Source organism: Mesorhizobium salmacidum (SeqCode) (genome assembly GCF_037179605.1).
Taxonomy (GTDB): domain Bacteria; phylum Pseudomonadota; class Alphaproteobacteria; order Rhizobiales; family Rhizobiaceae; genus Mesorhizobium; species Mesorhizobium salmacidum.
Window position 1 is genome coordinate 89,637 of record NZ_JAPYKS010000020.1, and the last position, 25,871, is coordinate 115,507.

25 protein-coding genes and 1 pseudogene are annotated in these 25,871 nt (G+C 60.8%); 21 read left to right on the forward strand and 5 right to left on the reverse strand.

Translation table 11 applies throughout. The features are described from left to right. The first annotated feature begins 68 nt into the window (after positions 1 to 68). The 3 genes from O7A60_RS24410 to O7A60_RS24420 all read left to right on the forward strand — a co-directional run bounded on the left by O7A60_RS24410 (position 69) and on the right by O7A60_RS24420 (position 2,328). Positions 69 to 542: a hypothetical protein gene (locus tag O7A60_RS24410; RefSeq protein ID WP_337108353.1), complete on the forward strand. Its 474-nt coding sequence runs from the start codon at positions 69 to 71 to the stop codon at positions 540 to 542. 778 nt (positions 543 to 1,320) lie between these two features. Then, positions 1,321 to 1,548 carry a hypothetical protein gene (locus tag O7A60_RS24415; protein WP_337108354.1) on the forward strand — a complete coding sequence of 76 codons (228 nt, stop codon included), beginning with the start codon at positions 1,321 to 1,323 and terminating at the stop codon, positions 1,546 to 1,548. A gap of 234 nt (positions 1,549 to 1,782) precedes the next feature. Further along, complete coding sequence (locus O7A60_RS24420) at positions 1,783 to 2,328, forward strand: hypothetical protein (RefSeq protein WP_337108355.1); 546 nt, start codon at positions 1,783 to 1,785, stop codon at positions 2,326 to 2,328. Positions 2,329 to 2,467: 139 nt separating this feature from the next. On the opposite strand, the gene O7A60_RS24425 is transcribed toward O7A60_RS24420, so the two are convergent. From O7A60_RS24425 to O7A60_RS24435, 3 genes are read right to left on the reverse strand one after another with little or no spacing between them, the layout of a single operon-like run. After that, positions 2,468 to 3,169 (reverse strand): thermonuclease family protein, encoded by a 702-nt coding sequence (locus O7A60_RS24425; protein WP_337108356.1) that lies wholly within the window; start codon positions 3,167 to 3,169, stop codon positions 2,468 to 2,470. Then, a complete protein-coding gene (locus O7A60_RS24430) occupies positions 3,166 to 3,696 on the reverse strand; it encodes a thermonuclease family protein (protein WP_337108357.1) in 531 nt (176 codons plus the stop codon). Before O7A60_RS24430 ends, O7A60_RS24425 begins: the two co-directional genes overlap by 4 nt. Further along, entirely contained in the window at positions 3,693 to 4,307 is a 615-nt protein-coding gene (locus O7A60_RS24435; protein WP_337108358.1) for a hypothetical protein, read from the reverse strand. The genes O7A60_RS24430 and O7A60_RS24435 overlap by 4 nt, the downstream gene beginning before the upstream one ends. A 148-nt stretch (positions 4,308 to 4,455) precedes the next feature. On the opposite strand from O7A60_RS24435, the gene O7A60_RS24440 reads away from it, so the two are divergent. From O7A60_RS24440 to O7A60_RS24495, 12 genes and pseudogenes are all read left to right on the forward strand, one after another. Then, on the forward strand, positions 4,456 to 5,364 hold the full coding sequence (locus O7A60_RS24440; RefSeq protein ID WP_337108359.1) for a lytic transglycosylase domain-containing protein: 909 nt from the start codon (positions 4,456 to 4,458) through the stop codon (positions 5,362 to 5,364). 11 nt (positions 5,365 to 5,375) lie between these two features. Continuing rightward, a complete protein-coding gene (locus O7A60_RS24445; RefSeq protein WP_337108360.1) occupies positions 5,376 to 5,714 on the forward strand; it encodes a TrbC/VirB2 family type IV secretion system protein in 339 nt (112 codons plus the stop codon). A 3-nt stretch (positions 5,715 to 5,717) separates the two neighbouring features. Next, complete coding sequence (locus O7A60_RS24450; RefSeq protein WP_337108361.1) at positions 5,718 to 6,017, forward strand: VirB3 family type IV secretion system protein; 300 nt, start codon at positions 5,718 to 5,720, stop codon at positions 6,015 to 6,017. A 2-nt stretch (positions 6,018 to 6,019) separates the two neighbouring features. Next, complete coding sequence (locus tag O7A60_RS24455) at positions 6,020 to 8,434, forward strand: VirB4 family type IV secretion system protein (protein WP_337108362.1); 2,415 nt, start codon at positions 6,020 to 6,022, stop codon at positions 8,432 to 8,434. Further along, complete coding sequence (locus O7A60_RS24460; RefSeq protein ID WP_337108384.1) at positions 8,434 to 9,501, forward strand: lytic transglycosylase domain-containing protein; 1,068 nt, start codon at positions 8,434 to 8,436, stop codon at positions 9,499 to 9,501. The genes O7A60_RS24455 and O7A60_RS24460 overlap by 1 nt, the downstream gene beginning before the upstream one ends. Further along, the gene (locus O7A60_RS24465) at positions 9,498 to 10,193 is read left to right on the forward strand and encodes a type IV secretion system protein (RefSeq protein ID WP_337108363.1); all 696 of its coding nucleotides are present in this window, start codon (positions 9,498 to 9,500) and stop codon (positions 10,191 to 10,193) included. Before O7A60_RS24460 ends, O7A60_RS24465 begins: the two co-directional genes overlap by 4 nt. 228 nt (positions 10,194 to 10,421) lie before the next feature. Further along, positions 10,422 to 11,423, forward strand: coding sequence for a TrbL/VirB6 family protein (locus O7A60_RS24470; protein WP_337108364.1), 1,002 nt, complete (start codon positions 10,422 to 10,424; stop codon positions 11,421 to 11,423). Positions 11,424 to 11,468: 45 nt separating this feature from the next. Beyond that, a complete protein-coding gene (locus O7A60_RS24475; RefSeq protein ID WP_337108365.1) occupies positions 11,469 to 12,161 on the forward strand; it encodes a VirB8 family type IV secretion system protein in 693 nt (230 codons plus the stop codon). Beyond that, positions 12,161 to 12,973, forward strand: a complete 813-nt coding sequence (virB9, locus tag O7A60_RS24480; protein ID WP_156938212.1) for a P-type conjugative transfer protein VirB9 — start codon at positions 12,161 to 12,163, stop codon at positions 12,971 to 12,973. Before O7A60_RS24475 ends, virB9 begins: the two co-directional genes overlap by 1 nt. After that, positions 12,973 to 14,181 (forward strand): type IV secretion system protein VirB10, encoded by a 1,209-nt coding sequence (virB10, locus tag O7A60_RS24485; protein ID WP_337108385.1) that lies wholly within the window; start codon positions 12,973 to 12,975, stop codon positions 14,179 to 14,181. The genes virB9 and virB10 overlap by 1 nt, the downstream gene beginning before the upstream one ends. Next, positions 14,162 to 15,181 (forward strand): P-type DNA transfer ATPase VirB11, encoded by a 1,020-nt coding sequence (gene virB11, locus O7A60_RS24490; protein ID WP_337108366.1) that lies wholly within the window; start codon positions 14,162 to 14,164, stop codon positions 15,179 to 15,181. The genes virB10 and virB11 overlap by 20 nt, the downstream gene beginning before the upstream one ends. Then, positions 15,178 to 16,572 (forward strand): annotated as a pseudogene (locus tag O7A60_RS24495) (type IV secretory system conjugative DNA transfer family protein); the annotation flags it as partial. The gene virB11 and the pseudogene O7A60_RS24495, both read left to right, overlap by 4 nt. Before the next feature lie 85 nt (positions 16,573 to 16,657). On the opposite strand, the gene gloA2 reads toward O7A60_RS24495, so the two are convergent. Beyond that, on the reverse strand, positions 16,658 to 17,041 hold the full coding sequence (gloA2, locus tag O7A60_RS24500; protein ID WP_337108367.1) for an SMU1112c/YaeR family gloxylase I-like metalloprotein: 384 nt from the start codon (positions 17,039 to 17,041) through the stop codon (positions 16,658 to 16,660). A 120-nt stretch (positions 17,042 to 17,161) separates the two neighbouring features. After that, complete coding sequence (locus O7A60_RS24505; protein WP_337108368.1) at positions 17,162 to 18,238, reverse strand: LacI family DNA-binding transcriptional regulator; 1,077 nt, start codon at positions 18,236 to 18,238, stop codon at positions 17,162 to 17,164. Between the two features lie 217 nt (positions 18,239 to 18,455). On the opposite strand from O7A60_RS24505, the gene O7A60_RS24510 reads away from it, so the two are divergent. The 6 genes from O7A60_RS24510 (at position 18,456) to O7A60_RS24535 (ending at position 25,836) form a co-directional block, all read left to right on the forward strand. Continuing rightward, on the forward strand, positions 18,456 to 19,268 hold the full coding sequence (locus tag O7A60_RS24510) for an ABC transporter substrate-binding protein (protein WP_337108386.1): 813 nt from the start codon (positions 18,456 to 18,458) through the stop codon (positions 19,266 to 19,268). A gap of 92 nt (positions 19,269 to 19,360) precedes the next feature. Beyond that, positions 19,361 to 20,890: an amino acid ABC transporter permease/ATP-binding protein gene (locus O7A60_RS24515; RefSeq protein ID WP_337108369.1), complete on the forward strand. Its 1,530-nt coding sequence runs from the start codon at positions 19,361 to 19,363 to the stop codon at positions 20,888 to 20,890. A 71-nt stretch (positions 20,891 to 20,961) separates the two neighbouring features. Then, positions 20,962 to 22,083, forward strand: coding sequence for an NAD(P)/FAD-dependent oxidoreductase (locus O7A60_RS24520; RefSeq protein WP_337108370.1), 1,122 nt, complete (start codon positions 20,962 to 20,964; stop codon positions 22,081 to 22,083). Positions 22,084 to 22,256: 173 nt separating this feature from the next. Then, positions 22,257 to 23,279 carry a LacI family DNA-binding transcriptional regulator gene (locus O7A60_RS24525; RefSeq protein ID WP_337108371.1) on the forward strand — a complete coding sequence of 341 codons (1,023 nt, stop codon included), beginning with the start codon at positions 22,257 to 22,259 and terminating at the stop codon, positions 23,277 to 23,279. Between the two features lie 183 nt (positions 23,280 to 23,462). After that, on the forward strand, positions 23,463 to 24,476 hold the full coding sequence (locus tag O7A60_RS24530) for an SIS domain-containing protein (protein WP_337108372.1): 1,014 nt from the start codon (positions 23,463 to 23,465) through the stop codon (positions 24,474 to 24,476). Between the two features lie 37 nt (positions 24,477 to 24,513). Continuing rightward, positions 24,514 to 25,836 (forward strand): ABC transporter substrate-binding protein, encoded by a 1,323-nt coding sequence (locus tag O7A60_RS24535; protein WP_337108373.1) that lies wholly within the window; start codon positions 24,514 to 24,516, stop codon positions 25,834 to 25,836. Positions 25,837 to 25,871: the final 35 nt, after the last annotated feature.

Sequence of the window (25,871 nt, forward strand, 5' to 3'; positions counted from 1 at the left end):
GACCGCTTGAGTTGGGCGAACCGGTGTTTCATCATCTGCTCCTTCATCGGGGACACTGGGAGAACGAGATGCGGAACCTCATACTTGTCTTCGCGGCACTTGCCTTAGCCGCATGCCAATCACCTCAAGAACCTCTGCAATCCGTCGCTGTTGAACCAGCATCAAGCCCGGCTGTTCCACCTGGCCCTGCAACGATGGTGCAATCGCCGACAATCACTCCTCCTGGAAAAGACGTTCCGGCAAAGTATGCCGTCTTTTCGGGCAGTTGGGTTGGCCGATTGGAGAGCACATCTGAAGGAAGGCTCGATGTTCAATCCGTTTCCTCGAACGGAAAGGTGACCGTCAACTACGCTTGGGGAGTTCTGGACGATAACAATCCGGGCGAGGCTGCCGGCGCAGGGAAGATCGTAGGGAATACGTTGAGGCTTGGCCGTTTTCCAAATGGTGCCGACGTCAGTTTTCAGATGCTGCCCGATGGAACCCTGGCCGAAACGTTGTCGCTTGCCGGAAAGACCTATACCGGGGTGTTGACCAAGCAATGATTAGGCATTCTGGTCAGAGCCCGGCGCGCTTGGGGACGGCGCGCCGATGAATTTAGGGATCGGCCAGCTGGAGCAAGCAAGGCCCATAAGTGAGACGCCTGCATTGCGACCGACCGTCTTTGTGACCAATTCGGCCGTCGCCGCAACATCGAAGACACCCGCGTAGGAGGTGCCGAGGGCGTCGGGCCTGAACTCGCGAGCTTCGGGGGCCGCCTCGGGAAAGTCATATCGTCCGGCTTGACCCTAAATCGCCTCAACTGGGCTCATCGACCCGTTTGGGCCCACAGGATCTTCGCGACCCCAGCCTTTGGCCATCGAGCTTCGGATAAGTGCGAAATAGGGCGTGAGCGGCCGGCAATCCCGTGGGGGAAGCCGGGCAACTTGCCTAGGCAAAGCATGGACGTTGTTTTTTTGGTGGGCAAGTGTTGCCCCTAATCGGCGTCGAGCGCCTCGCAGATCATTCGATCAGTTAAGGGCCTTTGCACGCCTCAGAATCAAGCATCGCCCGGGCAAGGCCCAGTCTTGTCGCTGGTCGCCAATACCGCAGGCAAAGTCGCGCGCGCAGACCGGTTGTCTTCACAGGAAGGCTCTGCAATAAATCGCATCTGCGCCAGCTTCCGCGAGTACTTCTTGCGAAGCTGTGGAAGGCCAGGGACGACACGACGAAACGTCATGGGCGTAACCGCTCAGGATCGTGGCTCACTCCAGGTGGGTTCCCAACGTCCGGCCTCGCAGCGCAAAGCTGCCCCTGCCGGACCGACCCGCGGGAGGCCTTGGCATGCCAAAAATCCACTCCTACGATTCCGGCGCCGGCTACGGCAGATTAACGCTGTGGGAATTGGCCGATCCAGCAGCAACAGTAGAGGCAACGATCGAACTCTACGGCCCTGACGCGGCGACCGCCGCGGCATGGTGCGCGCTGACTGCGAAGTTCGACGGGCGCGAGGAGGACTATCGCTTCTGGTACACGGTGTTCTCAAAGCTGGGCAACAAACTACAGTCTTGAGCTCTCTTAGAGAGCGACTTTCCCCGTTCCAAAGTGTCGATGTGCAAAGCACGCATTGTTCCCGAGCCACTGCACTGCGCGCAAGACTGGTGGAGGAAACGCCGGAATATCAATGTACGAACAACATGTTTCTGGCGGTTAACATCATTTTATTTAACTTTAGTGCAACGCCGAGACGTTGTTGCGCTAGCCTTCACGCGCTACCCAGCCCGGAGGAAGGATGTCGTTCATCACATGCCGGCCAGAGCAGATCCAAAGCTGGCATGCAAGGATCTCGGCCACCATGGTCGCTTCTGGCGCCAATCTGTTCAGGTCGATGTGGGAAGGATGACGGGACAAAGGCACGCTCGGGATGGCGCCGCCCCGTGCCGACCGCTCAAGGCCGGTGATGGATTTCCACCAAACGCTTCAGACGTCGGCCGCGCCAAGATCGCAAATCCCGCCACCGGGATGCAGCGTTGCATCGAACGCCACCGGCGGCTCATGGCCGCCGTTGACAGGTTCTCCCGGAAAAGGAGTGCCCGCCGTTTAAGTCTGCCGTCCGCTGCGGCCTGGCTGGGTCTGGTTGTAAGCCGGCTTCTTGAACGATCTGCGCGGCGGCGATTGATCCAGCGCAAGGCCGTTGAAAGCTGCGAGGCCGAGCAGAAAATCCTTTATCTGATCGCTGCAATCCTGGCGCGGAAGATGCATTTGCAGCCTGCAGAGGTCGCCGAAGTCGAAGCCAGCGTCAGGGAATTCCAGCCGGACATCACCGGTTTTCTGCGGAGAAAAAACCCGTGACGTCCCTGATATGATCCAAAGGCGTAGTGCCACCCGCTTCAATGGCCGGCGTCCGGTTGCTGGCGCTACACCTCAAGGGAAAATCGCTAGACCAGCTATTTTCGCCGTTGCTGAGCCGGCGGGGACGCGGTCGGCGGCGCTACCGTACCGAGCGGGAAGCGCGCCTTCTGGCCTCTACAAAAGGCGGCGTGATCTCATATCGCCGCTCGGCAAGCAGATTAGAATCCGCGACTGGTTTTCGGCCCAAACTCCTGTCGACGGCCTCGGCGCGCCATTCATCCATATCGAGGACGTATGTTGCCCACATTCCTTGACGCGCTGACATGGCGTGGCGTTGCCAGGTCAAATATTGTGAGTGGGCAGGGAACCCGGTCTCAACCCGCGCCCAGCCGACGCGCAGCATCTCCACGGCGAGGTCGTGTCCATCCACCAGGCACCTGGCTCTGAGGGCACTGCCGCGATCATAGGACGCGTCAAAACAGGCAATTTGTCTGTCGCCGACCATCCGCTTCAGCCAGGCCTTGGCCAACGGCCCGCACGGTATGGGCTTTAGAAAAGCACTTTCTCCCTGACGCTTGGGATCAAAGGCCCATTGTGGCAATTCGCAGGTGTCGATGCTGGCCAGGCGAACTTGCTGAGCCGATCGAGGAAACCACAAGGTGCGGCCGTCAAGCACGGTGGCCCGGCCCACAATCGCCTTTGAAGCTTGCCTGGCGGTCACGGAAGCCGGGCGACTTTGCCCGCCACCAGCCGCTTTGGCGATGTCAGCGCCAGACGAAGGAGAGGAGAGGCAAGAGCAAGCGAGCCCGGTGAGCACCCAAAGCACATGTCTCATGCTCATCGCGGCGCCATTGCGCTGGCAGCCTGGCCAAGCAGGATCGCTGGATGCTGGACACCCTTGAACTGCCACAGCCCGACGCGTCTGTCGCGCGCCGCCTGCTCGGCGACGGCGTAGCCGGCGTGATAAGGCAAGCCGTCAGCGCGCAATGCAGCGAAGGCAAATCCGCTTGTGATCATGAGGCTGCCAAGATCAACCCGATCACCTCCGATCATGACGAAACAGGCAACATGCAAGGTGTCGCCAACCCTTACGACTGGCGCGCATTCAGGCCTGGTATCGGCGATGAAGGCAGCGAACACCGCGAGCGAAGCTTCACCACAATCGGCTCGGTGGCCGCCGGCATCGGCGTAGAATGTTCCGCGAAGGCACGCCTGGGTACCGTACAGACGATACTTTGTGCCGGCTTCGACCCAGCTGTCGCCACTCTCGAGCGTCACGCCCGATCGCAGGTCGAAATATCCCGGTGCCGCGGCCCTTGCCGGAGCCGCTGCGAGCGTGACGGCCAGGAGAATACGAACGCTCCTCATTGCGCTTGCCCCTTGATCCTGGGATCGGCCCACATGCCATAACCGCCACGACCGATCTTCTCTGCTTCCGCGAGATCCTTTCGCACCGGCGTGCCATCAGGTTTTCTGGCGATCCGGTGCGTCCCGGTCGAAACCAGTTGCTCCTCGACCATGTCGACCGTGTCGAGGGTACCGGGGTAGTTGTAGTAACCGTAGCAGGTCGCATCCTGGCGCGGCGCGTTCGCTTCGCTGACGAAGGCGCGGCAGAAGATCACCTTCGGCGACTGCAACAGCGTCTCCAGTCCCTTCCTGGCATAGTCGGCGCAGGTCCCTGAGAAATTCTCGCGGCGGTTGACCAGATCTCCCTCACAGGGCTCGATGCCATAGAGGTGGATCACCGTGTTTGCATCGATGCGGAAGTCGGTCGGCGAGACGGCCTTGAAGCCGCTGGTCGACGCGAAGCCCTTGCGCTCGGCGATGCTCCCTAGGCCATCGTAATATTCCACCACCAGGACGGTCTTTCCCGGCGCGGCGAGTGACCTGATGTAGGCCTGATCGACAGATCCGGCCGCGATGGCCGGCACCAATGACGCCAGGCAAATGGCGAAACCGCCGCCGACGCTGGCTCTCATCTTGGACGCTCCTAAATAGCATGTCGTTTCGATCCACCTTGCCAATTCTCGATCCTCCACGCAACAGGAAAACAATATCGATTTGACATTCTTTTTTCCGTCGGCTACCGATTTATGGAAACTTCGATCCGGCGGCATGGAACGTGCGATGGCTTCTCCCTTGTCCAGATTGGCGAACCGGCGGCTTCTCCTGCTGCTGACTTCGGCCGTGCTTGGTTGGCCCTCGGCATTCTCGTCGACCCGCGCGGCGGAAAACCATGATCTGCGCCAACCGCCGCAAAACAAGCCGGTTTTCAGCGCGAGCGCGGGAGAGAGCAACGCCATCGACAGCATCTTCCGTGCCCGCTGGGCGGACGCGGCAAGAGAGTATGTACTCGACGCCGATGGCAGAATTCGTCAACCCCAGGGTCCGGAGGGCAATGGCCTGGAGGTTACGCCGCCGGGGGAGACGGCGAGCGCATGGCGCCTCACCGATCATAGTCAATTTGACTCCACTTCAACGGACAACGGATTTCCCGTCAGCAGCGAGTGCGGGCCGTCACCCCTCAACCCGGAAGACATCGCACGGCTGATCGCGCAGGCGGCATCGAGATATGGCGTCGATGGTGATTTCGCGATCGCCGTCGCCATGGCCGAAAGCCGCCTCGACAGCAGCCGAAATTCTCCGAAAGGTGCGCGTGGCCCGATGCAGTTGATGCCAGCGACGGCAGCCCGTCTCGGCGTCGGCGACGTCTGCGATCCGGCCGACAACATCGATGGCGGCGTGCGGCTGTTGCGGGATTTATTTGCCACCTATCGCAATCCGCTGATCGTTGCAGCCGCCTACAACGCCGGCGAGGCGAGGATCCATCAATATGGCGGTGTGCCACCCTTCCCGGAAACGGTCCGGTTCGTGGCCGAGGTCATCAACAGACAGCTGAAGCTGCCAGACCTGGAACGGCAGGCCAGCACCGGCACAGCTGCCGATCCTGGCGTCGCCGGCAAGGCGCCTTCTCTAATCGGAACGAACTCTCCAGGCAAGCCGCGGCAATGGGTCGGCGGCATCCTGCAATTCTAGCGGAGGAAGACATGAAGCGAGGCTTCTCGAACGCTCGACGGACACGAACATTTCGAATTGCCGGCATCGCCTTGGCCCTGAGCCTATCGCTGTGCGCCATTGCCGAGCCCGCCTTTGCGCAGACCTCCGGCGCCTTCGCACCGCTCGAGACGGCCGTGCAGATGATCGTCGATTTCATAACCGGCCCGTTCGGACGTCTGCTCGCCATCATTGCGGTCATCGGCCTTGGCTTCCTGGCCTTCGCCGGACGCCTGTCCTGGTTCACCGCCGGCGCTGTGGTAATCGGCATCGGGCTGGTGTTCGGCGCGCCGGCGATCGTCGATCAGATGATATCGGCTGTCGGGAACTGAGTGATGAGCGAGCGCCCCGAAGACAGGCCGCAAATGACGCCTCTGGTCATTGGGCTCACCCGACCGCCGATGATGTGGGGGATTCCGCTCAATGCTTTCTACATCATCGTCGGCATCACGCTCATCGCGTTCCTGGTGACCAGCAGCTTCTGGGCAGCCGCAATCGCGCCTGTCACCTACCTCGCCCTTTTTGCGCTCTGCAGCCGTGACGTGCGCATCCTTGATCTGGCCCAGACCGCGGGTCGCCGGACACCGCGCACGCCAAACAGGATTTTTTGGCAAACCAACTCCTACGGAGTCTGATCATGCTCAACGTTGTCGCCGAAGAACTGGGCTTTGGACGCGAACGGCGTCGCGACCGACCGGTGGCCATGCACGTGCCTTACATGCGCCACCTCGCCAACACTGTGATCGGTCTTGAAAGCGGAGCGCTGCTCAGCGTCATCAAGCTCGACGGCCTGTTCTTCCAGACCGAGGACCAGGCCGAACTCAACATGCGCGCCAGCGTGCAGAACACCATGATCCGGGCGCTTGGCTCGAGCCGGTTTTCGCTGTGGTCGACCGTCATCCGCAGGCAAGTCGTTCCGGAGATCGGCGGCTCTTTCTCGGACCCGTTCTGTGATCTGCTCAACTCACGCTACATGGCTGAGCTCAGGCAGCGCCGCATGTTCACAAACGAGCTGTATCTCACCGTCGTGCGCTCGCGCATGCGTGGCGCGCTGGCAGTAGCCGACAGCCTGTCTGGCCTGTTCAGCCGCACCCGTGACAAGGACAGCCAGACGCAGCAGGTTCACGAGCGCATCAACGAGCTGGAGGAAGTGGTCTCCAACCTTACGCGCGACCTGCAGAAATATGGGGCCCGGCCGCTTGGCATCGTCTACTGCGACGGCCAGCCTTATTCGGAGCCGTGCGGGTTCTTCAACGCGCTTCTGACCTGCGGGACGTCCGGCCCGATGCGGCTGCCGCGCATGGCGATCCGGAACTATGTCGGCACCTCGCGGCTGCACTTTTCCAAAAGGACGCTGCAGGCGCAGGGTCCGATAGTGGCTGAGCATCGCTTCGGCGCCATGCTGTCGATCAAGGAATACCCGCCCTTTTCAGGGCCGGGCATGCTGGACGGGCTGCTGCAGCTCAACCACGAATTCATCCTCACCCAATCATTCACCATCGCTGACAAGCCGATCGCGCAAGAGCGGATCGCAAGACTGCAGCGGCAGATCCAAGCGTCTGACGAAGCGGGCAGCACGGTCGAGACCGACATCGAGTTTGCCTTCAACAGCCTGGTCAACCAGGAGGCGGTGTTCGGCTATCATCATTTCAGCCTTCTGTGTCTGGCGCGCGACCTTGCCGGCGTCGACAGATCCGTATCCGAACTCGGCGCCTGCCTCACCGACATGAACATCCCCTGGCTGCGCGAAGACCTCAATATGGAGGCCTCATTCTGGGCACAGCTGCCGGGCAACCACAGCTACATCGCGCGTTCTTCCATGCTGTCGAGCGCCAATTTCGCCGGCTTTTCCTCCATGCACAATTTCGCGACCGGCAGGGCCACGGGCAATCACTGGGGCTTGCCGATTGCGATCCTGGAGACGACATCGCAGACGCCTTACTGGTTCAACTTCCACCAGCGCGACATCGGCCATTTCCTGGTCACTGGGCCGACCGGTTCGGGCAAGACCGTGGTGCTTAGCTTCCTGCTCGCGCAGGCGCTTCGCATCTCGCCTGAGCCCCGCGCGGTCTTCTTCGACAAAGACCGCGGTGCCGAGATCTTCATTCGCGCGGTGGGTGGAAATTATGAAGTGCTGGAGCCTGGCGTCCCCACCGGATTCAACCCGCTGCAGATGGAAAATACGCCGGCCAACCGCGAATTCCTGCTGCGGCTGATCAAGTCGATGCTGCAACCCGCCGACGGCCGCGGCTTCTCGCAGGAGGAAGAGCACACGCTTGAAGGCGCGATCGCCCGCATCTGCCAGGTGCCGGCGCCGCAGCGCACGTTCGCCAATCTGTCGGCTCTGCTGATGGGACGATCGCGCTCCAACGCCAACGATCTCCAGTCCCGCCTCAGGCCCTGGTTCGAAGGGGAGAAGGCTTGGCTGTTCAATGCGCCGCGCGACGTGCTGTCCTTCTCCGGCAGCCGCATCTTCGGTTTCGACATGACGCATGTGCTGGACAATGCCGAGGTGCGCACGCCTGCACTGATGTATCTCTATCACCGTCTCGAAGAACTGCTGACCGGGGATCCTGTCCTAATCTTCATGGACGAGGGCTGGAAGCTTCTGCAGGACAAGGCTTTCTCCGGCTACATCGTCGACAAGATGAAGACGATCCGCAAACTGAACGGGATCGTCGGCTTCGGAACGCAGTCGGCAGCCGATATCGCCAAGGCGCCACAGTCGCACACCCTCATCGAGCAGTCCTCGACCAACCTGCACTTTCCCAATCCGCGCGCCGATGAGGAGAGCTATGTCGGCCGCTTCGGGCTGACCGCCAAGGAGTTCGCCTTTGTCAGGAACACGCCACCGGAGCGGCGCACCTTCCTCATCAAGCACGGCAACGATTCCGTCATTGCCCGCCTCGATCTCTCGACCATGCCCGACATCCTCAAGATCCTGTCGGGCCGCAAGGAGACCGTCGAGGCATGCGCGGCCTTGCGAGCGCGCCTGGGTGACGCCCCCGGGCTGTGGTTGGCGGAATTCTGTGGCTGGGAGGCTTCCATATGATGCGGCGTCTTCCCCTGCTTCTGCTGCTTCTTGCCTCGCCCTCGGCCGCCGATGTGGCGATCATCGACGGCTCGGTGCTCGAACGGCGAAAGGATCGCAACAGCAATGTCACGGCGATCGAGAAGGCCGATCGCGACCGCTACAGCGTCGATCAAAGCGTCACCTGCGCGATGTATCGGCCAGGCCGCAAGGACGATCCGGTTGCCGCGGCGAACGCCAATCCGTCCATCGCTGGCCTCGTTCGCCGCGTCGCCCGCGAGGAGGGCGTCAACGAGAACCAGTTTCTTGCCCTGGTCTACCAGGAGAGCAGGTTCAACCCCTGCGCAAGATCGAGCGCTGGCGCTATTGGGCTGGCACAGCTGATGCCGGGAACCGCCACCGAGCTTGGCGTCGATGCAAACAGCATCGAGCAGAACCTGCGTGGCGGGGCGCGTTACTTCAAGCAGCAGCTCAGACGTTTCAATGGAAACGCCTCGCTTGCACTGGCCGCGTATAACGCAGGTGCCGGCAACGTCGAAAAGTACGGGGGCATCCCGCCATTCAGAGAGACGCAGGGCTATGTCGCGGCGATAACGCAGAGGTGGCTGCCGGCCTTTGGCGGCTCAGACAAGTCCGGCATTCCGTTGAACTATGGCGGCACTGGCTCCGCCTATGACGGCATGCGCACCGCAACCTTGAATGCCATGGGGCTGACCAGTGCGGTCGGCGCCGGCTCAGGCGATGTCGCGTCCTGGTATCAGCAGCTCGGCACGGCTGCCACCGACACGGTTCAAGACAGCTGGGACCAGAATTCCGGCACGCGCAACGCCAATCTCGAAATGCTGAACCGGCTGATCCAACTCGGCGCCAGTTTTGCCGACCTGGTCAATTCGAACAACGCGGTGACGCTCAGCGAGCTTTCGGGGGCCAGCCGTTCGGGCAGCCATCCGAAACCCGATGATCAGACAACCGGCTTTTGCGATGCGCGCGCCGGTCTGATCTGGAGCAGCCAAGCGCAAGCCTGCGTGCAGAAGCTCGAACGGGACGTCGAGCTGCTTCTCAAACCCCAAAAAGGAGGTCTCCAATGATACGGACTCTAGCATTTGTAACCGCGGCTGCGATCGTCACGCCGGCCAAAGCCGATATTGCGGTGATCGACAGGACGAATTATGCCGTCGCCAAGGACACCGCCGACAAGACGGCGAAAATCCTGGACACCAACAAGGATATCTTGACCACCGTCGAAAAGACCCTGCAGGCGGTCACCGGCAACCGCGGCAGCGACGCCGGGTCGCTGAAGGACCTGGCGATCGGCAACGGTTTCAGCGTCTCCTCGATACCTTCCTTCGATAGCGTACTTCAGAACGGCGTGCCGGATTTTGGCTCCATGGGCCCGGAAATCGCCAAAGCGGCGACCATGTTCATCAACGGCATGCAGCTGGTGAAATCGCTTTCAGGCAAAGAGCAAAGCTCTCTGCCCAGCGACAAATCCTACCAGGAAATGGTCAAGACGGTGCTCGGCGTGTCGGCGCTGATCACAGGCTCGCGACAGGCTGTCGAAACGCGGCGTGCCGCGCTCGAGCGCGCCGGGCAGGGGATCGGCCAGACTCAGGACATCAAGGGCTCAATCGACCAGAACACACAATTACAGGTCCAAACCGGACTGACGCTGAACGAAATGATCGGCGTCATGAACGGTGCCGTCCAAGCATTACAGGCCGAGAACCAGCGCCGGCTAACCGATATCTCGAACACCAAGAAGGCGCTGACCTACGAATGATACGAGGGCGGAACGGACCGATCGCGGTCAGCCTCCTGGCGCTGCTGCTTGCCGGGTGCGGCACGCCAAAGGAGAAATCCGCGCCCTGCAAACGGCCGGCCCTTGAGACGGCCTATGCGGCGCAGGGCGCCGAGCTTGAATGCGGGCCGATGCGGGCGGTCAACCCCGACAGTCCGGCGGCATGGGCAATAATCGGCGAGCTTCCTTCTCGATCTGAATAGGGCGAACGTGGACAATTTCATCGGCGAACTGCTGCAGCGCATCGATGCTTCCGGCGAGAATTTCTCCGAGCGCGCATTTCAGGTTCTGAGCAGAGACATCGAGCCGCTGCTTCGTCTTTTGTTCATGCTGGTCGTGCTGTTCTACGGAGCGCAACTGGTCCTGGGAACGTCGAGGCTCAGCATTGCCGGGATCGTTGGCCGCATCGTCCGCGTCATGGCGATCCTCCTTCTGGTCAGCACCTGGTCAAACTTCCAGGCTCTGGTCTATGGCTGGATCACCAAGGTCCCGGAGGCGGCGGGGCGCGCCATACTGGCGGCATCAGGCACCGGGGTGACGGACCCCAGCAACGGCCTGTCGGAGATCTGGCAGACCGCCAACCTGGCGGCGTCGACATTTTCCGAACAGGCCGGCTATTTCTCCGTACTGCCCGCCTTGATCGGCATGATCATCATGGCCTTTGCCGGGCTGTTCGTCTCCGTCGCGCTGGGCATCCTGGTGCTGGCCAAGGTGATCCTGTGGGTTCTGCTTGGCACTGCTCCGATCTTCATCGCCTGCATGTTCTTCGATGTGACGCGCAACTATGCGATGGGATGGTTGAACCAGTCCCTGCTCTACGCGCTTATACCCCTGTTCGTCTACGTGATCGCCGCCTTCCTGATTGCGGCGATGGCGCCGGAATTGACTAAGATCAACCAGATCTCGGGCAATCGCGAGCTGAAGCTCAGCGATCTTGCAGCCTTCGTGATGTTGTGCCTGGCCGGCAGCTTCGTTCTCTTCCAGATCCAGTCGCTGGCACAAGGCATCGTCGGCGGGCTCGCAATGCCGGTCGGTCAGCGTTCACGAGCCCTCACCGGCCATGGCATTCTGTCCGGGCGCGCCGCTGTCGCCGGCTCGGCCAGGCAAATGCAGGCCGCGGTCAATCGTGTGCAGGCCAGACTGCGCAGCCCTCAAACGCTGTCGCGCGAGGCCATGCAGCGCGCCATCAGCGCCAACGCGCAGACGCGATAACACCAAAACGCAACAGAATTATCCTCCAACGAACCGCGACGTCCAATGGCAGAATCCTTCGACGAAAAGCTGCGATCCTACTTCCAGGACGGTGACGTCTGGGAGCACGAGATCTTCAAGGGCGCCAAACGCTCCAGCCGCATCGCGTGGTTGTTCACGCTGGTATTTGCCGCCGTCGCAGCCCTTGCGTTGCTGGCCCTGGTGCTGATGCTGCCGCTGAAGAGTTTCGAGCCCTATCTGGTCGAGGTCGACAAGAACACTGGCTACATCGAGGTCAAGTCGGGACTGACGCGGAGCTCTGATCTGAGCGATCAGGAGGCTGTCACCCAGGCCAATGTCGTTCGCTACATTCGCAACCGCGAGGGATATGATCCTTTTGCAATCGATGAATATTTCGGGATCGCGGCGCTCTTGTCGACTGGCGAGGCGGCGCGCGACCTGCAGATGCAGTTCAGCGCCGCCAACGCGCAAAATCCGGCGAAAGTATATGGGCGGCTGAAGCGCGTCCTTGTCGATATCAAGTCCGTCAGTTTTCCCAACGGCAGCACGGCGATCGTGCGCTTCTCGACCACCGAAAAGAGCGAGACCGAAGCGATCGACAGGCATTGGATTTCGGTGGCGCGATTTCGCTACACCGAGAGTCCGCTCAAGAACGAATGGCGCTTCGAAAATCCGCTCGGCTTCCAGGTCTACAGCTACCGTCGCGACCAGGAAACGGTGACATTGGGCGTCGAATGATGGCACGCGGTCTGGTCGTGGTCGCATACCTGATCCTGGTCCAGTGCACCTGCCCGGCGCTGGCCGCGCAGACGCCCAAGGGCGGTCGCCTGGACGCCCGCATCACCAGCGTCACCTACCAGGAAAACAACGTTGTCCAAGTCTTTGCCACCTATGGGATATCGACAATGATCGTCTTCGACGAAGACGAGAAGTTCGAAACCATATCGCTCGGCGACAGCGAAAGCTGGCAGGTCGTTCCGGCGGCGAAGGGCAACGTCCTTTTCGTCAAGCCGGTCGCCAGGAACGTCACAACGAACATGAATGTCGTGACCAGCAGGCGCATCTACTTTCTGGAGTTGCATGACAATGCGTCCGCTGGAGGCAGGCAGGTGTTCGGCATCCGTTTCGCGTATCCGGAGAAGGACCGCGACGCCGCGCTGAGGAGCGAAGCCGAACAGCGCGCGGCTTGGCCCAACATCGCCGCCATCGACAAAGCTAATGTCAACATCGACTATTCATTTTCCGGCGATGAGCGGCTGAAGCCATCCTTGCTCTTCGATGACGGCATCAAGACTTTCTTCCGCTTCGGCCGGCGCGCCCCTGCGATCTTCGCTGTCAATTCCGACTTCTCGGAGACGCTGAGGAACTTTCGTAAGGAGGGCGAGTACATCGTGGTCGACGGTGTGGCCGCCCAATTCACGCTGCGCGACGGCAATCAGTGGCTGTGCATCTTCAATCTGCGAAAGCCCGATTTCGGCGCGCCCGATTCCAATGTGCTGTCTCCAGTGCAAGACGACAAGGCGAAGGTCCGCGGGAGGAGCGGGAATTGATCCAGCGAAGTGCCGAACTAGAGGCTTTGGCCGGCAATGACGATCCCGCTGTTGCCGATCGCTCCATGCGGCGCAAGCACCTTGCCGGTGGCGTCGGCCTGATCCTTTTGGGCCTTGTCGCGGGCTATTTTACCTTGGCTGGGCGTCAACCGTCGCAGGGCCACGCGCCTACTGGCGACGAGGAATTCTCGACCACGGGTTTCCGGCCGCCTTCGTTCATGCGTGAGCGAGAACAGCCGGCCAAGCCCACCGCGCCCGAAGTGATCGAATTGCCGCCGCCACCGCCCGCAGCAGAGCCAAGTCCGGAGGCGACGCCTTTTGAAGTTCCGCCGCCGCCAGCGCCTTTGTCTGCTCCTGAACCTGCCGCAGCCCCCGACGATGAGTTTCCCAAACGCTTTCGTTCTAAAATGATCGTCTTCGACGAGAAGGGTTCCATCGAGGAAGACAAAGGCGCGGCGACCGAGAACATGCAGACGCGCGCCGTTGCCGGCGAAGACCGCAACAGCAAGTTCCTCGCGGCAGCGGCCAGCATCGGCGATCGCTCGGCCCGGGCCACGAAGATCGCCCGCATCGATGCTCTGATTGGGGAAGGCACGCTCATTCCCGGCATTCTCGAGACGGCGATCGTCAGCGACCTTCCGGGTCAGATCCGCGCCATCGTCGCCGATGACGTCTATTCGTTCGACGGCCGGCGCCTTCTTATCCCGACTGGCACGCGGCTGATCGGCGAATACCAGTCCGAAATCACCCGCGGCCAGAGGCGGATCTTCGTCATCTGGACGCGATTGCTTCGCGATGACGGTGTCAGTGTCCGCCTGAACTCCATCGGCGCCGACAGTCTTGGTCGCTCCGGGCTTACCGGCCGCGTTGACACCAAGTTTCGGGAGCGCTTCGGTGCGGCCATCCTGCTTTCCATCGTGGGCGGCGGCGCCAGCTATCTGACCGGCTATGGTAGCCAGGCCGCTACCGGCGGCAGCGACGAGGCAAAGCGCGCCGAGGATATCGCACGCTCGACCATCGCCCAGACGTTCTCGGACATGGCCAATCAGGCGCTTGGCGAGAGCCTGAAAATCCCGCCCACGATCAGCGTGCCGCAAGGCGAGCGGATTTTCGTTTTCGTGCGCCAGGACCTCGATTTTTCCGCCATCTATGATGACCCGGTCGCAGAGGCATTGGAGGAAATTCGCCATGAGCGCGGCTTCAACTGACCCCAATGACCGGCACTATTTCCTTGACCGGTCTCTCGAACCGCTCAAGCCGCTGCTGACAGATCCACAAGTCGTGGAGATCTCGATCAACAAACCTGGCCATGTCTATGTCGAGCGGCTTGGTGCCGACCACATGGAATACCATCATGTTCCAAACCTCACCGCCTCCGAGATCGTCCACATGGGTGAACGGGTAGCGGCCGCCACAAATCAGTTTATCGGTCCCGCCAATCCGATCCTCAGCGCAGCACTTCCCACCGGAGAGCGAATCCAGTTCGTGCTGCCGCCGGCAGCGCCCCAGGGGGGCGCGGTTTCAATCCGCAAACAAGTCGTGGGCCAGTTCACGCTTGAGGATTATCGCAACGCCGGCGCATTCGATAAGGTTTCGGTTGCGATCAGCGGCATGAACGATGCCGATCGCGGCTTGATAGAGCTCTTGCGCAAGGACGACGCCTATGGCTTTGTCCGTACCGCCATTCTCGGCCGCGTCTCCATCCTGATCAGTGGTGGCACTTCGAGCGGCAAGACCACATTCATGAACGCCTGCCTCAAGGCCATTCACGAGCGCGAGCGCCTGATCACGCTGGAAGACACGCGCGAGCTGTTTCCTCCACAGCGCAACACCGTTCACCTGCTTTCATCCAAAGGCGATCAGGGCACGGCGAATGTCACGATCCAGAACCTGCTCGAGGCATCGCTGCGCATGCGCCCGGACCGGCTGTTCGTTGGCGAGGTGAGGGGAGTCGAGGCGTTCTCGTTCTTGCGTGCCATCAACACGGGCCATCCAGGCTCGATGTCGACAGTCCACGCCGACACGCCTCGCGGGGCCTATGAGCAGCTCGCCATGATGGTGATGCAATCGGGAGTGTCGGCAGCTTACTCAAAGGCCGACCTTATCTCCTACATTCGCAGCGTCATCCCGATCGTCGTCCAGCTGAGGCGCGATGGCGGACGGCGCGGCGTGTCGGAAATCTATTTCTCCAAAATGAACCAATCATGACTGGCACGCTGCGCATCGCCTATCTCGTTTTCTGCCTCGCGATTGGCTTTGTCGTCTGGCTGCTTGTCTACGGCCTGTCGCTACAGCTGCTGTACGGCGACGGCCGTATCCTGCAGGTCACGGCAACAACCAATCCGTTCGCGGCACTCCAGCAGCTTGCCCGTTACCCACATAATGCCGTCTTGCAGCGGATCAGTCTGTGCGCAGCCGCAGTCTCGATCCTTGTCGCCGCAGCGATCTGCTATCTCGGTTTGAAACGTGTTTCTGAACCGCTTGGCAATGCTCGTTTTCAAAACGCTACTTCGCTACGGCGTGGCCGGTGGTTCCGGCGCCACGGACACATTCTGGGGCGCTACGGCCGCCATGTGCTTCGCGTTCATGACGAGCGCCACCATCTGGTGATCGGTCCGACGCGCTCGGGGAAGGGAACCTGCTACGTCATTCCAAATGCACTCACCCACCAGGGGTCGATGATCGTGACCGACCTCAAGGGCGAAATCTTCCGTTCCACGGCGGGGTATCGCAAGGCAAAAGGAAACCAGGTGTTCCTGTTTGCCCCGGGTAGCGAAAGAACACATCGTTACAATCCGCTCGACTTCATCAGGCCCGACCGGGGCGATCGCACAACGGACATCCTCAACATAGCGAGCATTCTCGTCCCGGAGAGTGCCGATTCCGAGAACGCGATCTGGCAGGCGACCGCACAGCTGGTACTGGCTGGCGCCATCAGCTACGTGAACGAGAGCGACTTCTACCGCGGCCGCCGCGATCTTGGCGAGGTGACTTCATTCTTCAACAGCGGCGTCGATCTCCAGGCCCTGATGACCCTCATTAAGGAAAAGGAGCCGAACCTGTCGCGTTTCACGCTCGAAAGCTTCAACGCCTATATCGCGCTGTCGGAGCGCGCCGCCGCCTCCGCGCTGCTCGACGTGCAGAAGGCCCTGCGGCCCTTTCGCAACGAGCGCGTGGTCGCCGCCACCAAGGTCACCGACATGGATCTTCGTGCGCTGAAGCATCGGCCGATCTCGATATACCTGGCGCCCAACATCACCGACGTGGCGATGCTGAAGCCACTGCTATCACTTTTTGTCCAACAGACGCTCGACACGCTGCTGCTCAGGCAGGAGCCGAACTCGCTGCCCATCTACTTTCTGCTTGACGAGTTCCGGCAGCTGAGAAAGGTCACCGAGATCACCAGCAAGCTGCCCTATGTGGCCGGCTACAACATAAAAATGGCCTTCATCATCCAGGACCTCAAAAACTTTGATGAGATCTATGGCGAAACCGCCCGCCATTCGCTTACGGGCAATTGCGGTTATCAGCTTGTGCTCGGCGCCAACGATCAGGTCACCGCCGGTTGCGTCGACAAGGCGCAGAGCGGCCGGCCTGTTGACAAGCGGCGGAGCCTCTCGATGCACCCGGGTTGGCTGATTTCGGCGTTCGCGCCTCCACGCGTAGCAACGAGAGCGGACTTTTTTATAGCGCCTCGTAGAGTTCCAGCGGCAATTGATCCGGCTCGTTGAAAAAGGTAAATCGTTGCCCGGTATATTGGTCGATCCGGATTGGCTCAACGGCAACGCCGGCGCTTTCCAGGCGGTGAATTACGGGGTCAAGATTGGCAACGGCAAATGCCAGATGTCTCAGACCTGTCGCCTCCGAATGGGACGGCCGCATCACTGGCGCAGGGAAGGAGAACAATTCCAGCTGGACAGACCCGATCCGCAGATCCGCTTTCCATGACTGCCGCTCCTCCCGATAAACCTCCCGGATCAGATCGAGGCCCAGGAGTTCGACATAGAACCGTCGCGACCGGTCGTAGTCGGTGCAGATCAGCGCAACGTGGTGAATGGCATCCAGCATGCCACGAACCTTATCCAAGTTGCAATTTGAGGCCAAGGTCACCACCGGGACGCCGAGCGTTTGTTGACCTCGCCATTCCCGAGCGCCGGCTTGGCCTGGTGGGCGTGATCTCCAACGAGATCACCACATGACAGGTGGTGGACCCACGGAACCTCTGTTGATGATGGCGGTCCGCAGGACCAGCCTTTCCGGTGGTTTAATATCGCCTTTCAGGCGGCGAATGAGCAGTTCCGCGACAGTGTGGCCAAGTGCATAGACCGGCTGGTCTACGACGGTGATCGGCGGAGTTGTCACACCGGTCCAATCCGCATCATGAAAGGTGATCAACGAAATGTCGTCGGGAATCCTCATGCCGCGTTGACGAATAGCCCTGAGGATTTCCAGCGCAATCACACTGTCGGAGGCAAGGATCGCCGTAGGTCGTTCAGAACTGGAAAGAAGTTCGTCCGCCAGCCTGCGTGTCTCTTCGAAGCTTGTCGCGCCGAGCCGGACGTGGCGCTCAGGTCGATCAATTCCGGCGTCCCTGCAAGCGGCGAGGAAGCCATCGATGCGCTCCCGGACCGAGGACGTGTAGATTTGCCGCAGATCGAAGTATTCGTGGCCGTTGCCTTCCACCGCGGTGACATAGGCGATGTTGCGATGGCCTGCGTCTATCAGCACTCGCGTCGCCCGTATGGCGGCCTCGCGATCGTCAACAGTGACAGTGTCGACATCGAGCTCGGGCAGGGCTCGGTCAAGCAGAGCAAGCGGCCGGCCGGATCGATGGATGTCGCGCAGATGGGTGATGTCGCGTGACTCCGACGGCGTCACAATCAGCCCGTCGACGCGCTTGCCGATCAGTAGCCGTACAGCGGCCTTTTCCGCTTCGATCTTCTCGCCGGAATTCGCCAGAATGACATTGAAGCCGGCCGCTTTCGCCGCATCGCTGATGCCTCGGACGGCGAGACTGAAGAACGGATTCTCGATATCGCCGACGACCACCCCAATGATGTCCGACCTGCCGGTCGTCATGCTGCGGGCGAGTTCGTTCGGTCGGTAATCGAGAGCCTTGGCGGCTGCCGTGACACTGGCACGGACTGTGTCGCTGACGACGCCATACCCGCCCAGCACGCGGGCGGCCGTCGCTTTCGAAACGTTTGCCGCTCGGGCAACGTCGGCGACCGTTTTGGGTCGAGCTCTGGAGGGGGCTTTCGTCATCGGATAACGACTACAAGAAATGTTGACGGAAGGTCAATCGGTCGATAGTCTTACAAAAGAGACCGGTCTCAGCATATAGAAACCGGTCTCTTTTGCGGGAGCACTACACCGCGAGAGGCCGCTTCCCAGAGCCGAGGCGACTGAAAGGCGGCCCAACAAGAACAGACCTTCAGAGTGGAGAGAAGACGTGAGCAAGTTCAGAATTCTCAAATGGCTGATGTCGCCGGCCCGGGCGAGGGCAGTGGCACTTACAATTACGTGTGTCGGAGCAGCTTTTGGTTCGCACGCCAACGCGGCGGAAGATAATCCCTACGGCCTTATCGATGCCAACGTCATCAGCGTTGGCACGATGGGCGATGCGAAGCCCTACGCCTTTACCCAGTCCGATGGCACGTTCACGGGTTTTGACATTGAACTGTTCCGGAATGTGGCGAGCCGACTTGGCTTCAAACCGGATCAGGTAATCTTCACCGGCCAGGAATTTTCGGCCCTGATGCCGTCGGTTGCCAATGGGCGCTTCGACGTCGCGGTGGCTGCGATCGGCACGACGGAAGTTAGAAAGAAGACCGTTGATTTTTCGGACGGCTATCTCGCCGGCTACCTGTCGGTCCTGACCGCCGACAAGACGATCACATCGGCTGACGGGCTCAAGGGCAAGCGTCTTGGCGTCGTGCAGGGCACGCTGCAGGAGATCTATGCTGCGAAGAATTTCGTCGGAACCGATCTGGTCAAATTCCCCGACAACAACTCGGCCGTCTCGGCGCTCAACAACGGCACGGTAGAGGCTCATTTTCTCGATTACGAGGCGGCCAAGGACTATGGCCAGCGCTACCCGGAGCTGAAGATTGCAGTCAATATTCCGTCGTTCGACGCGCCGGCAGGCTTCGTCATTCGCAAAGGCAACGACAAGCTGCGCAACGCGCTGAACACCGCCCTACATGCAGCCATGCAGGACGGCACGTGGAAGACACTTTATGAAAAGTGGTTCCCCGGTTCGCCAATGCCCGATCAGTATCTCCCCAAGAAGTGACCGCCCCAGCCGCCGCCTCCGGGCCGGCGGCTGGAAACCTACTGGCCGCACTCCGATGGGTTCGCATCACAGCGCAATGAGAAAGGGACCGAATGAACTGGCTTGAAAACCTGCGTCGCAGTTTTCTCGACTGGCAGACCATGGCTGACGTGCTGCCGAGCATGATCACCATCGGTTTGAAAAACACCTTGATCCTTGCGGCCGCCTCAACGGTGCTCGGCGTGGCGATAGGCATGGTCCTGGCGATCATGGGCATTTCGCAATCGCGTTGGCTGCGCATTCCGGCCCGAATCTATACGGATGTCTTCCGCGGGCTTCCGGCGATCGTCACGATCCTGCTGATCGGCCAGGGTTTTGCCCGTATCGGCCGCGAAATCTTCGGCCCTTCGCCCTATCCGCTTGGCATTCTTGCGCTCAGCCTGATCGCTGGCGCTTATATCGGCGAGATCTTCCGCTCGGGCATCCAGAGCGTGGAGCGCGGCCAAATGGAGGCCTGCAGGGCGCTCAGCATGAGCTACGGCCAAGCCATGCGCCTGATCGTGGTCCCTCAAGGCATCCGGCGCGTCCTGCCGGCCCTGGTCAACCAGTTCATAGGCAACGTCAAAGATTCGAGCCTCGTCTATTTTCTCGGCCTGCTCGCATCGGAGCGCGAAATTTTCCGTGTCGGTCAGGATCAGGCGGTGGTCACCGGAAATCTGTCACCATTGCTGCTGGCGGGCGTCTTCTATCTGGTCATAACCGTGCCGTTAACCCATGTGGTCAATCACATCGACAACCGGCTGCGGACGGGAAAGCAAAAAGCTGGCGTGGTCACAAGTGGCCTGGCCGAGGTGAGCGAACTGGAAGGCGCCGCCAGCGGTCCAACTTCAGACGCAGGTTCGGCGCGTCCCCTGTTCAAGGGCGGCAGCCTCGTCGTCAGCAATCTGGATATGGCCTATGGCGAGCTCGACGTCCTCAAGAGCGTCAGCCTGACGGTCAAGCCAGGCACAGTCACCTGCATCATCGGTCCCTCGGGTTCAGGCAAGTCGACCCTGTTGCGTTGCCTTAATCGTCTGGTCGAACCCAAGGGCGGCGATGTGTTGCTCGATGGGGCGAGCATCTTGGCTATGAAACCCGAGAAGCTGCGGCGGCGCGTCGGCATGGTGTTTCAACAATTCAATCTTTTCCCGGATCACACCGCCCTTGAAAACGTCACGCTGTCGCTGACCAAGGTCAAGGGCATTCCGGCTCAGGAAGCCGAACGCATCGCCGAGGCACGTCTTGCCGATGTCGGCCTTGCTGCTCGCAAACACCATCGCCCCGGCAGTCTTTCCGGCGGTCAGCAGCAGCGTGTGGCAATCGCCCGCGCGCTTGCAATGGATCCGGAGGTCATCCTGTTTGATGAAGTGACCAGCGCCCTCGATCCCGAACTGGTCAAAGGCGTGCTCAACTTGATGGCGGACCTCGGTCAGCGCGGCATGACGATGGTCGTCGTGACCCATGAAATGGGCTTTGCCCGCAAGGTCGCGGACCAGGTCATTTTCATGGACGAAGGCCGCGTCGTTGAGGGTGGCCCGCCGGCAGCGGTTTTCGACACCCCCAAGAGCTCGCGTCTAAAGCACTTCCTGGACGAAGTGCTTTGATCTGAAGCCGAAGAAACCAGGGCGACCCGGTCCGCTCACACCGATCATTCTCCACAGCGAAAGAATATTCCATGCCTACACACCTGGTCTCAAAAGTTGTCGTTGTCGGCGGCGGCATTTTCGGCGTCTCGTCCGCGCTTCATCTCTCGCGGCTCGGCATCGAAACCATCCTCGTCAACGACGGACCGCTGGCCAGTGGAGCGTCCGGACGCTCGCTCGCCTGGCTCAACTCCGCACGTGTGCGCTCGGCTGAGTATCATCGGCTGCGCATGGTCGGTATAGACCGCTACCGGACCTTGTCGGCAAAATACCCGGATGCTGCCTGGCTACGTTTCGACGGCGGGTTGACTTGGGATGCGGACGACGTCTCGAATGAGATCATGGAAGCTTTCGCCCATGAAAAGAGCCTCGGATATGACGCACGGCATTTGCGCGCAGGCGACATCCCTTCAGCCACGCCCGGCGTCGCGATAAACGCCGTCACGCCCCAGGGGGCGATCTTCAACCCGGGTGAGGGCTGGGTCGATCTGCCGGCGTTGATCAAACTGCTTGTGGCGGAATTCGTAGGGCGGGGCGGTCAGCTCGTCACCGACGCCGGGCGCGCAACGGTGACAGTCGCCGATGGGCGCGTCACTGGTGTCAGCACAGCGACGGGCGCCACATTTGCTGCTGACGCAGTCCTTTTGGCGACGGGCAGCGAGGTGCCGCGCACGGTGGCGCAAACCGGCCAGCACATTCCGGACGGAACGCCGATCGCATTGCTGGTCAGGACCAAGCCTGCCGCTCTGCCACTTCGGGCGGTCCTCAACACGCCGCGAGTTGCCGTGCGCCCGACGCCAAACGGAGCTCTCGCACTCGATTCCGCGTGGTCCGAAGAAGAGGTAATCGTCAATTCCGACGGCACTTATGGAGTGAAGGCTTCGACCCTTCAGGGGCTCCTCGAAGAAGCCTCGAAGGTGCTTGAGGGCAATCCGAAGCTGGAGTTGGAAAGCTACGGGGTCGGCCCCAAGCCAATCCCGGGCGATGGCGAGCCCGTTCTCGGCCGGCTGAACGACATTGAGGGATATTACGTTGCCTTCAGTCACAGCGGCGCGACGCTCGGGCTGATCGCCGGAGAACTGCTTGCAGGCGAGATCGCCACCGGAAATGAACACCCGTTGCTGGCCAATTTCCGGCCGGCTCGGTTCGCTTGAGGAAGCGCTCCTAAAGCTTGCGATCTTACCTGTTCGCGAACTCCGAACGGGCGATAGCCGGCCGGAGTCCGGCGCCGGTTGCAGCAAGGCACCAATATGCGGCACAAGAGCTGCTCAAAGCCCGTCGAAGGGGCGGCCTGAGCCAATGCCCAGGTCTCAGGAGCACAAGGATCGTGACGCAGAAAGGGATCACCTTGAAAGACGTTGCCGCCGCAGCCAACGTTTCGCGCGCCACGGCCGCGCGGGCGCTCAACAGTTATGGTTACGTCGGCGACGGGACGGCGTTGCGCGTGCTGGAAGCGGCCGAGCGACTGGGCTATCGCGCCAACCTCGTGGCGCAGGCCCTGCGCAGCGGGCAGTTGCCGATCGTCGGCTTCATTCCGGGCGACATTCAGAACCCGTTCTTCGCGCGCATCGCTCATGACATCGAGGCCGAACTGCGCAGACATCGCCACAATCTCCTGATCGCCAGCAGCGAGGAGAATGTCGAACAGGAAAAGGAACTGCTCGAGAGCCTGCGCTCGCTCAGCATCCGGGGCTTCATTCTCGCACCCACCTCCGCGACGGACAGCCAGCATATCGTGCAGCTCGCCCGTGAGGGCACGCCAGTCGTCCTGATCGATCGCGTCGTCAAGGAGGTGCACTGCGACAGTGTTATCGTCGACAATGAGGGCGGCGCGCGCGAGGCCGTGGATTATCTTGTCGCTAATGGTCACGAGCGAATCGGCTTGTTGCGGGACGAATCGCGCATCTTCACCGCGCAGGAGCGTTTTGCGGGCTATCAGAATTCTCTTGTTTCGCACGGCATTGCCTTGGACCCCTGGCTGGTTAGTGTGTCGCGATCAACTGTGGAACATGCCATCGAAGCCACCATCCGACTGTTCAGCCGCCGCGATCGCCCGACCGCCCTGTTCACCGTGGACAGCCTGATGACCCAAGGCGCGTTGCTCGGCCTGCGCTCGATGGGGCTGTCGATCCCGCACGACGTTTCGCTGGTTGGTTTCGACGATTTTAATCTCGCAACTTTCACCGATCCCCAGATCACCGTCGTCGCGCAGCCCACATCCGAGATAGGACCGGTTGCCGCGAAAATGCTGCTCGATCGTCTGGCCGGCAAGAAGCTGGCCCCGCGGCACACGCGCTTCCCGACGCGTCTCATTGTTCGCGGCTCGGTCTCGCAACTGCACGGGCGCTGATCGCCCGATCAAATAGGCTCATCCGCAGATTCGTCCGACAAGGGGGACTTGCCAACCGCCAAAATGCGTGCGTTAAATGTGAGATCGATCTCACAACCAGCCGGATCGATGTGACCGTGGTGATCTGCCGGGGTGCCTGCAACGAGCGGACGCACTGCCGAAGAAAATACGAGGAAGACCTGCATGCTCAACTTTGACAAGGACCGCTTCATCAAGATCCAGAGTGGAGCCGTTTCCTTTGCCGAGAAGGCGAGGGCGTTGATACGCCGACAGCTCGCCGAAGGCGTCGAGCGGCTCTATTTCATGGGGACCGGTGGCGTGCAGCTTCTGACCCTTCCCGCGATCGAGCTGGCCGAGCGCCGTACGAGCTTCCCGGTGCGGGGGGAATATCCGGCCCAGGTCGTGCTTGACCCACCTGCCGGGCTGGACCGGAAGTCGCTCGTGGTCATCCCCTCGCTGTCGGGCACGACTAGGGAAAGCGTGCAGCTGCTTTCCTTCCTGAAGCAGAAAGGCGTGCGCACGCTCTCGCTCACCGGCCATTCCGACACGCCGCTTGCCAGGGAAGCCGATTTCACTTTCACGAACTTCGCGGAGGACGACACCTCTTCGGAGTCCTTCTATCTGCAGTCGCTGCTGATCGTGCTGGCATTGCTGGCCGAGCGCGGCGAATACGAGGACTTCGACGCCACGATTGCCGAGCTCAATAGATTGCCGGAACTGTTGGTTGAGGCAAAGGTCGCCTACGAAGACAGCGCGGCGAAACTGGCCGACACGATCAAGAACGAAACCTATCACATCTTTACCGGTGCCGGCTCCGTCTGGCCGCAAGCCTACTATTACGGCATGTGCATTCTGGAGGAGATGCAGTGGATCAGGACCAGGCCGGTCCACGCCGCCGACTTTTTTCATGGCACGCTGGAGCTGGTCGAACCGGGCGTGAGTGTATTCCTCTTCAAGGGCGAAGATGCCAGCCGTCCGCTGGGTGATCGCGTCGAAAATTTCATCAAGCGATACACCGACAAGGTGCACGTTCTCGATGCCGCATCGGTCGAGCTGCCCGGCATCTCGCCTGCTGTCCGCAAACTGATCTCGCCGATCGTGCTTGCGACGTTGCTGGAACGCGTGAGCGCGCATCTGGAAGCATTGCGCAATCACCCGCTGACGACGCGCCGCTACTACAAGCGCGTCGAATACTGATCACCTCACCTCATAAAAACGAAGAAGGGAACTGATCATGAAATATTCGACACAAGCTGCGATGGCCGCGCTTGCCGCAGCATCGGCACTGGGTCTGACAATGGGACAAGGTATTGGTGCCGAGGCGGTCCAGGCCGATCCGAACGCGAAGGTCGATTATCAGGGAACGCTGTCGGTCCTGACGAAGTTCGGCGCCCAGCAGTTGGCGCCCTACTTCGTCGGCCTCGCCCAGGAATACGAGAAGCTTCATCCCGGCGTGAAAGTCGAACTCATCCAGGAAAGTGACGACAGCGTCAAGGACAAGACCAAAACACTGGTCGCGTCGAACTCGCTGCCGGACATCTACTTTTCCTGGACCGGCAGTTGGGGTGGAAACTTCGTGCGTGGCCATCGCGCCGTCGACCTGACCCCGGTCATTGGACCTGACACCGAGTGGGGCAAGACGCTGACACCAGCGGCGGTTCAGGCCTTCATGTACAACGGCAAATATTACGGCGTTCCGCTCTACCTCGACGCGAAGTTCATGGGCTACAACAAGCAGGCGTTCTCAAAGCTCGGCCTAAGCGCGCCCAAGACCTTCGAAGAACTCCTGTCGTCGTGCGAGACGGTTCGGAAATCGGGCGTGACGCCGATCTCTTTCGGCAACAAGGAATCCTGGCCGGCAATCCACTATGTGGGCCAGCTGCTCGCCTACGACATCCCGCAGGCGGCACTCGAGAAAGATTTCGACCCGCGTACGGCGGAATACAGCGACCCGGGCTATGTCGCCGCACTCACCCAATACAAGCAGCTCATCGACAGTTGCACGGATGGCGGCGCTTCCGTGAACGGCACATCCTATTCGTCGGCTATCCAGACCTTCAGCAACACAAAATCGGCCATGTACTACCAGGAGATCATCGAGTTCGATCAGAGCGCGTCGGCGGATTCCGCTTTGAAAGTATCCGATCTGGGCTTCTTCACCCTGCCTGTGCCAAACGGCGCAAAGGGCGACGCGAAAGCGATCGAAGGCGCGCCGGAAGGCTACATGATTAGTTCCGCCTCCAAAAACATCCCGCTGGCGATCGACTTCATGAAATTCGTTACGTCCAAGCAGAATGGCCAGGTGCTCTCGGCTCCTCCCTATGGGCAGCCCAGCGCGACCATCGGCGGGGCTTCGGAAGCCAACATGAACCCTTCCGTCGTGGCCGGCCTCAAGGAGATCGCCTCCGCTTCCTACCTGATGCCATGGCTGGACACGGTGAACCCGCCGCGCGTGGCCTCCGCTTGGCTGTCCAGCCTGCAGGCCCTCACCGGCGGCTCCATGACGCCTGAGCAGGTAATGGAGCAGGTCAAGCAGGCTGCCGCGGCGTCGAAATAGGCTTATGGCGAACTCCGGCCTGGCCAGAATGGAAG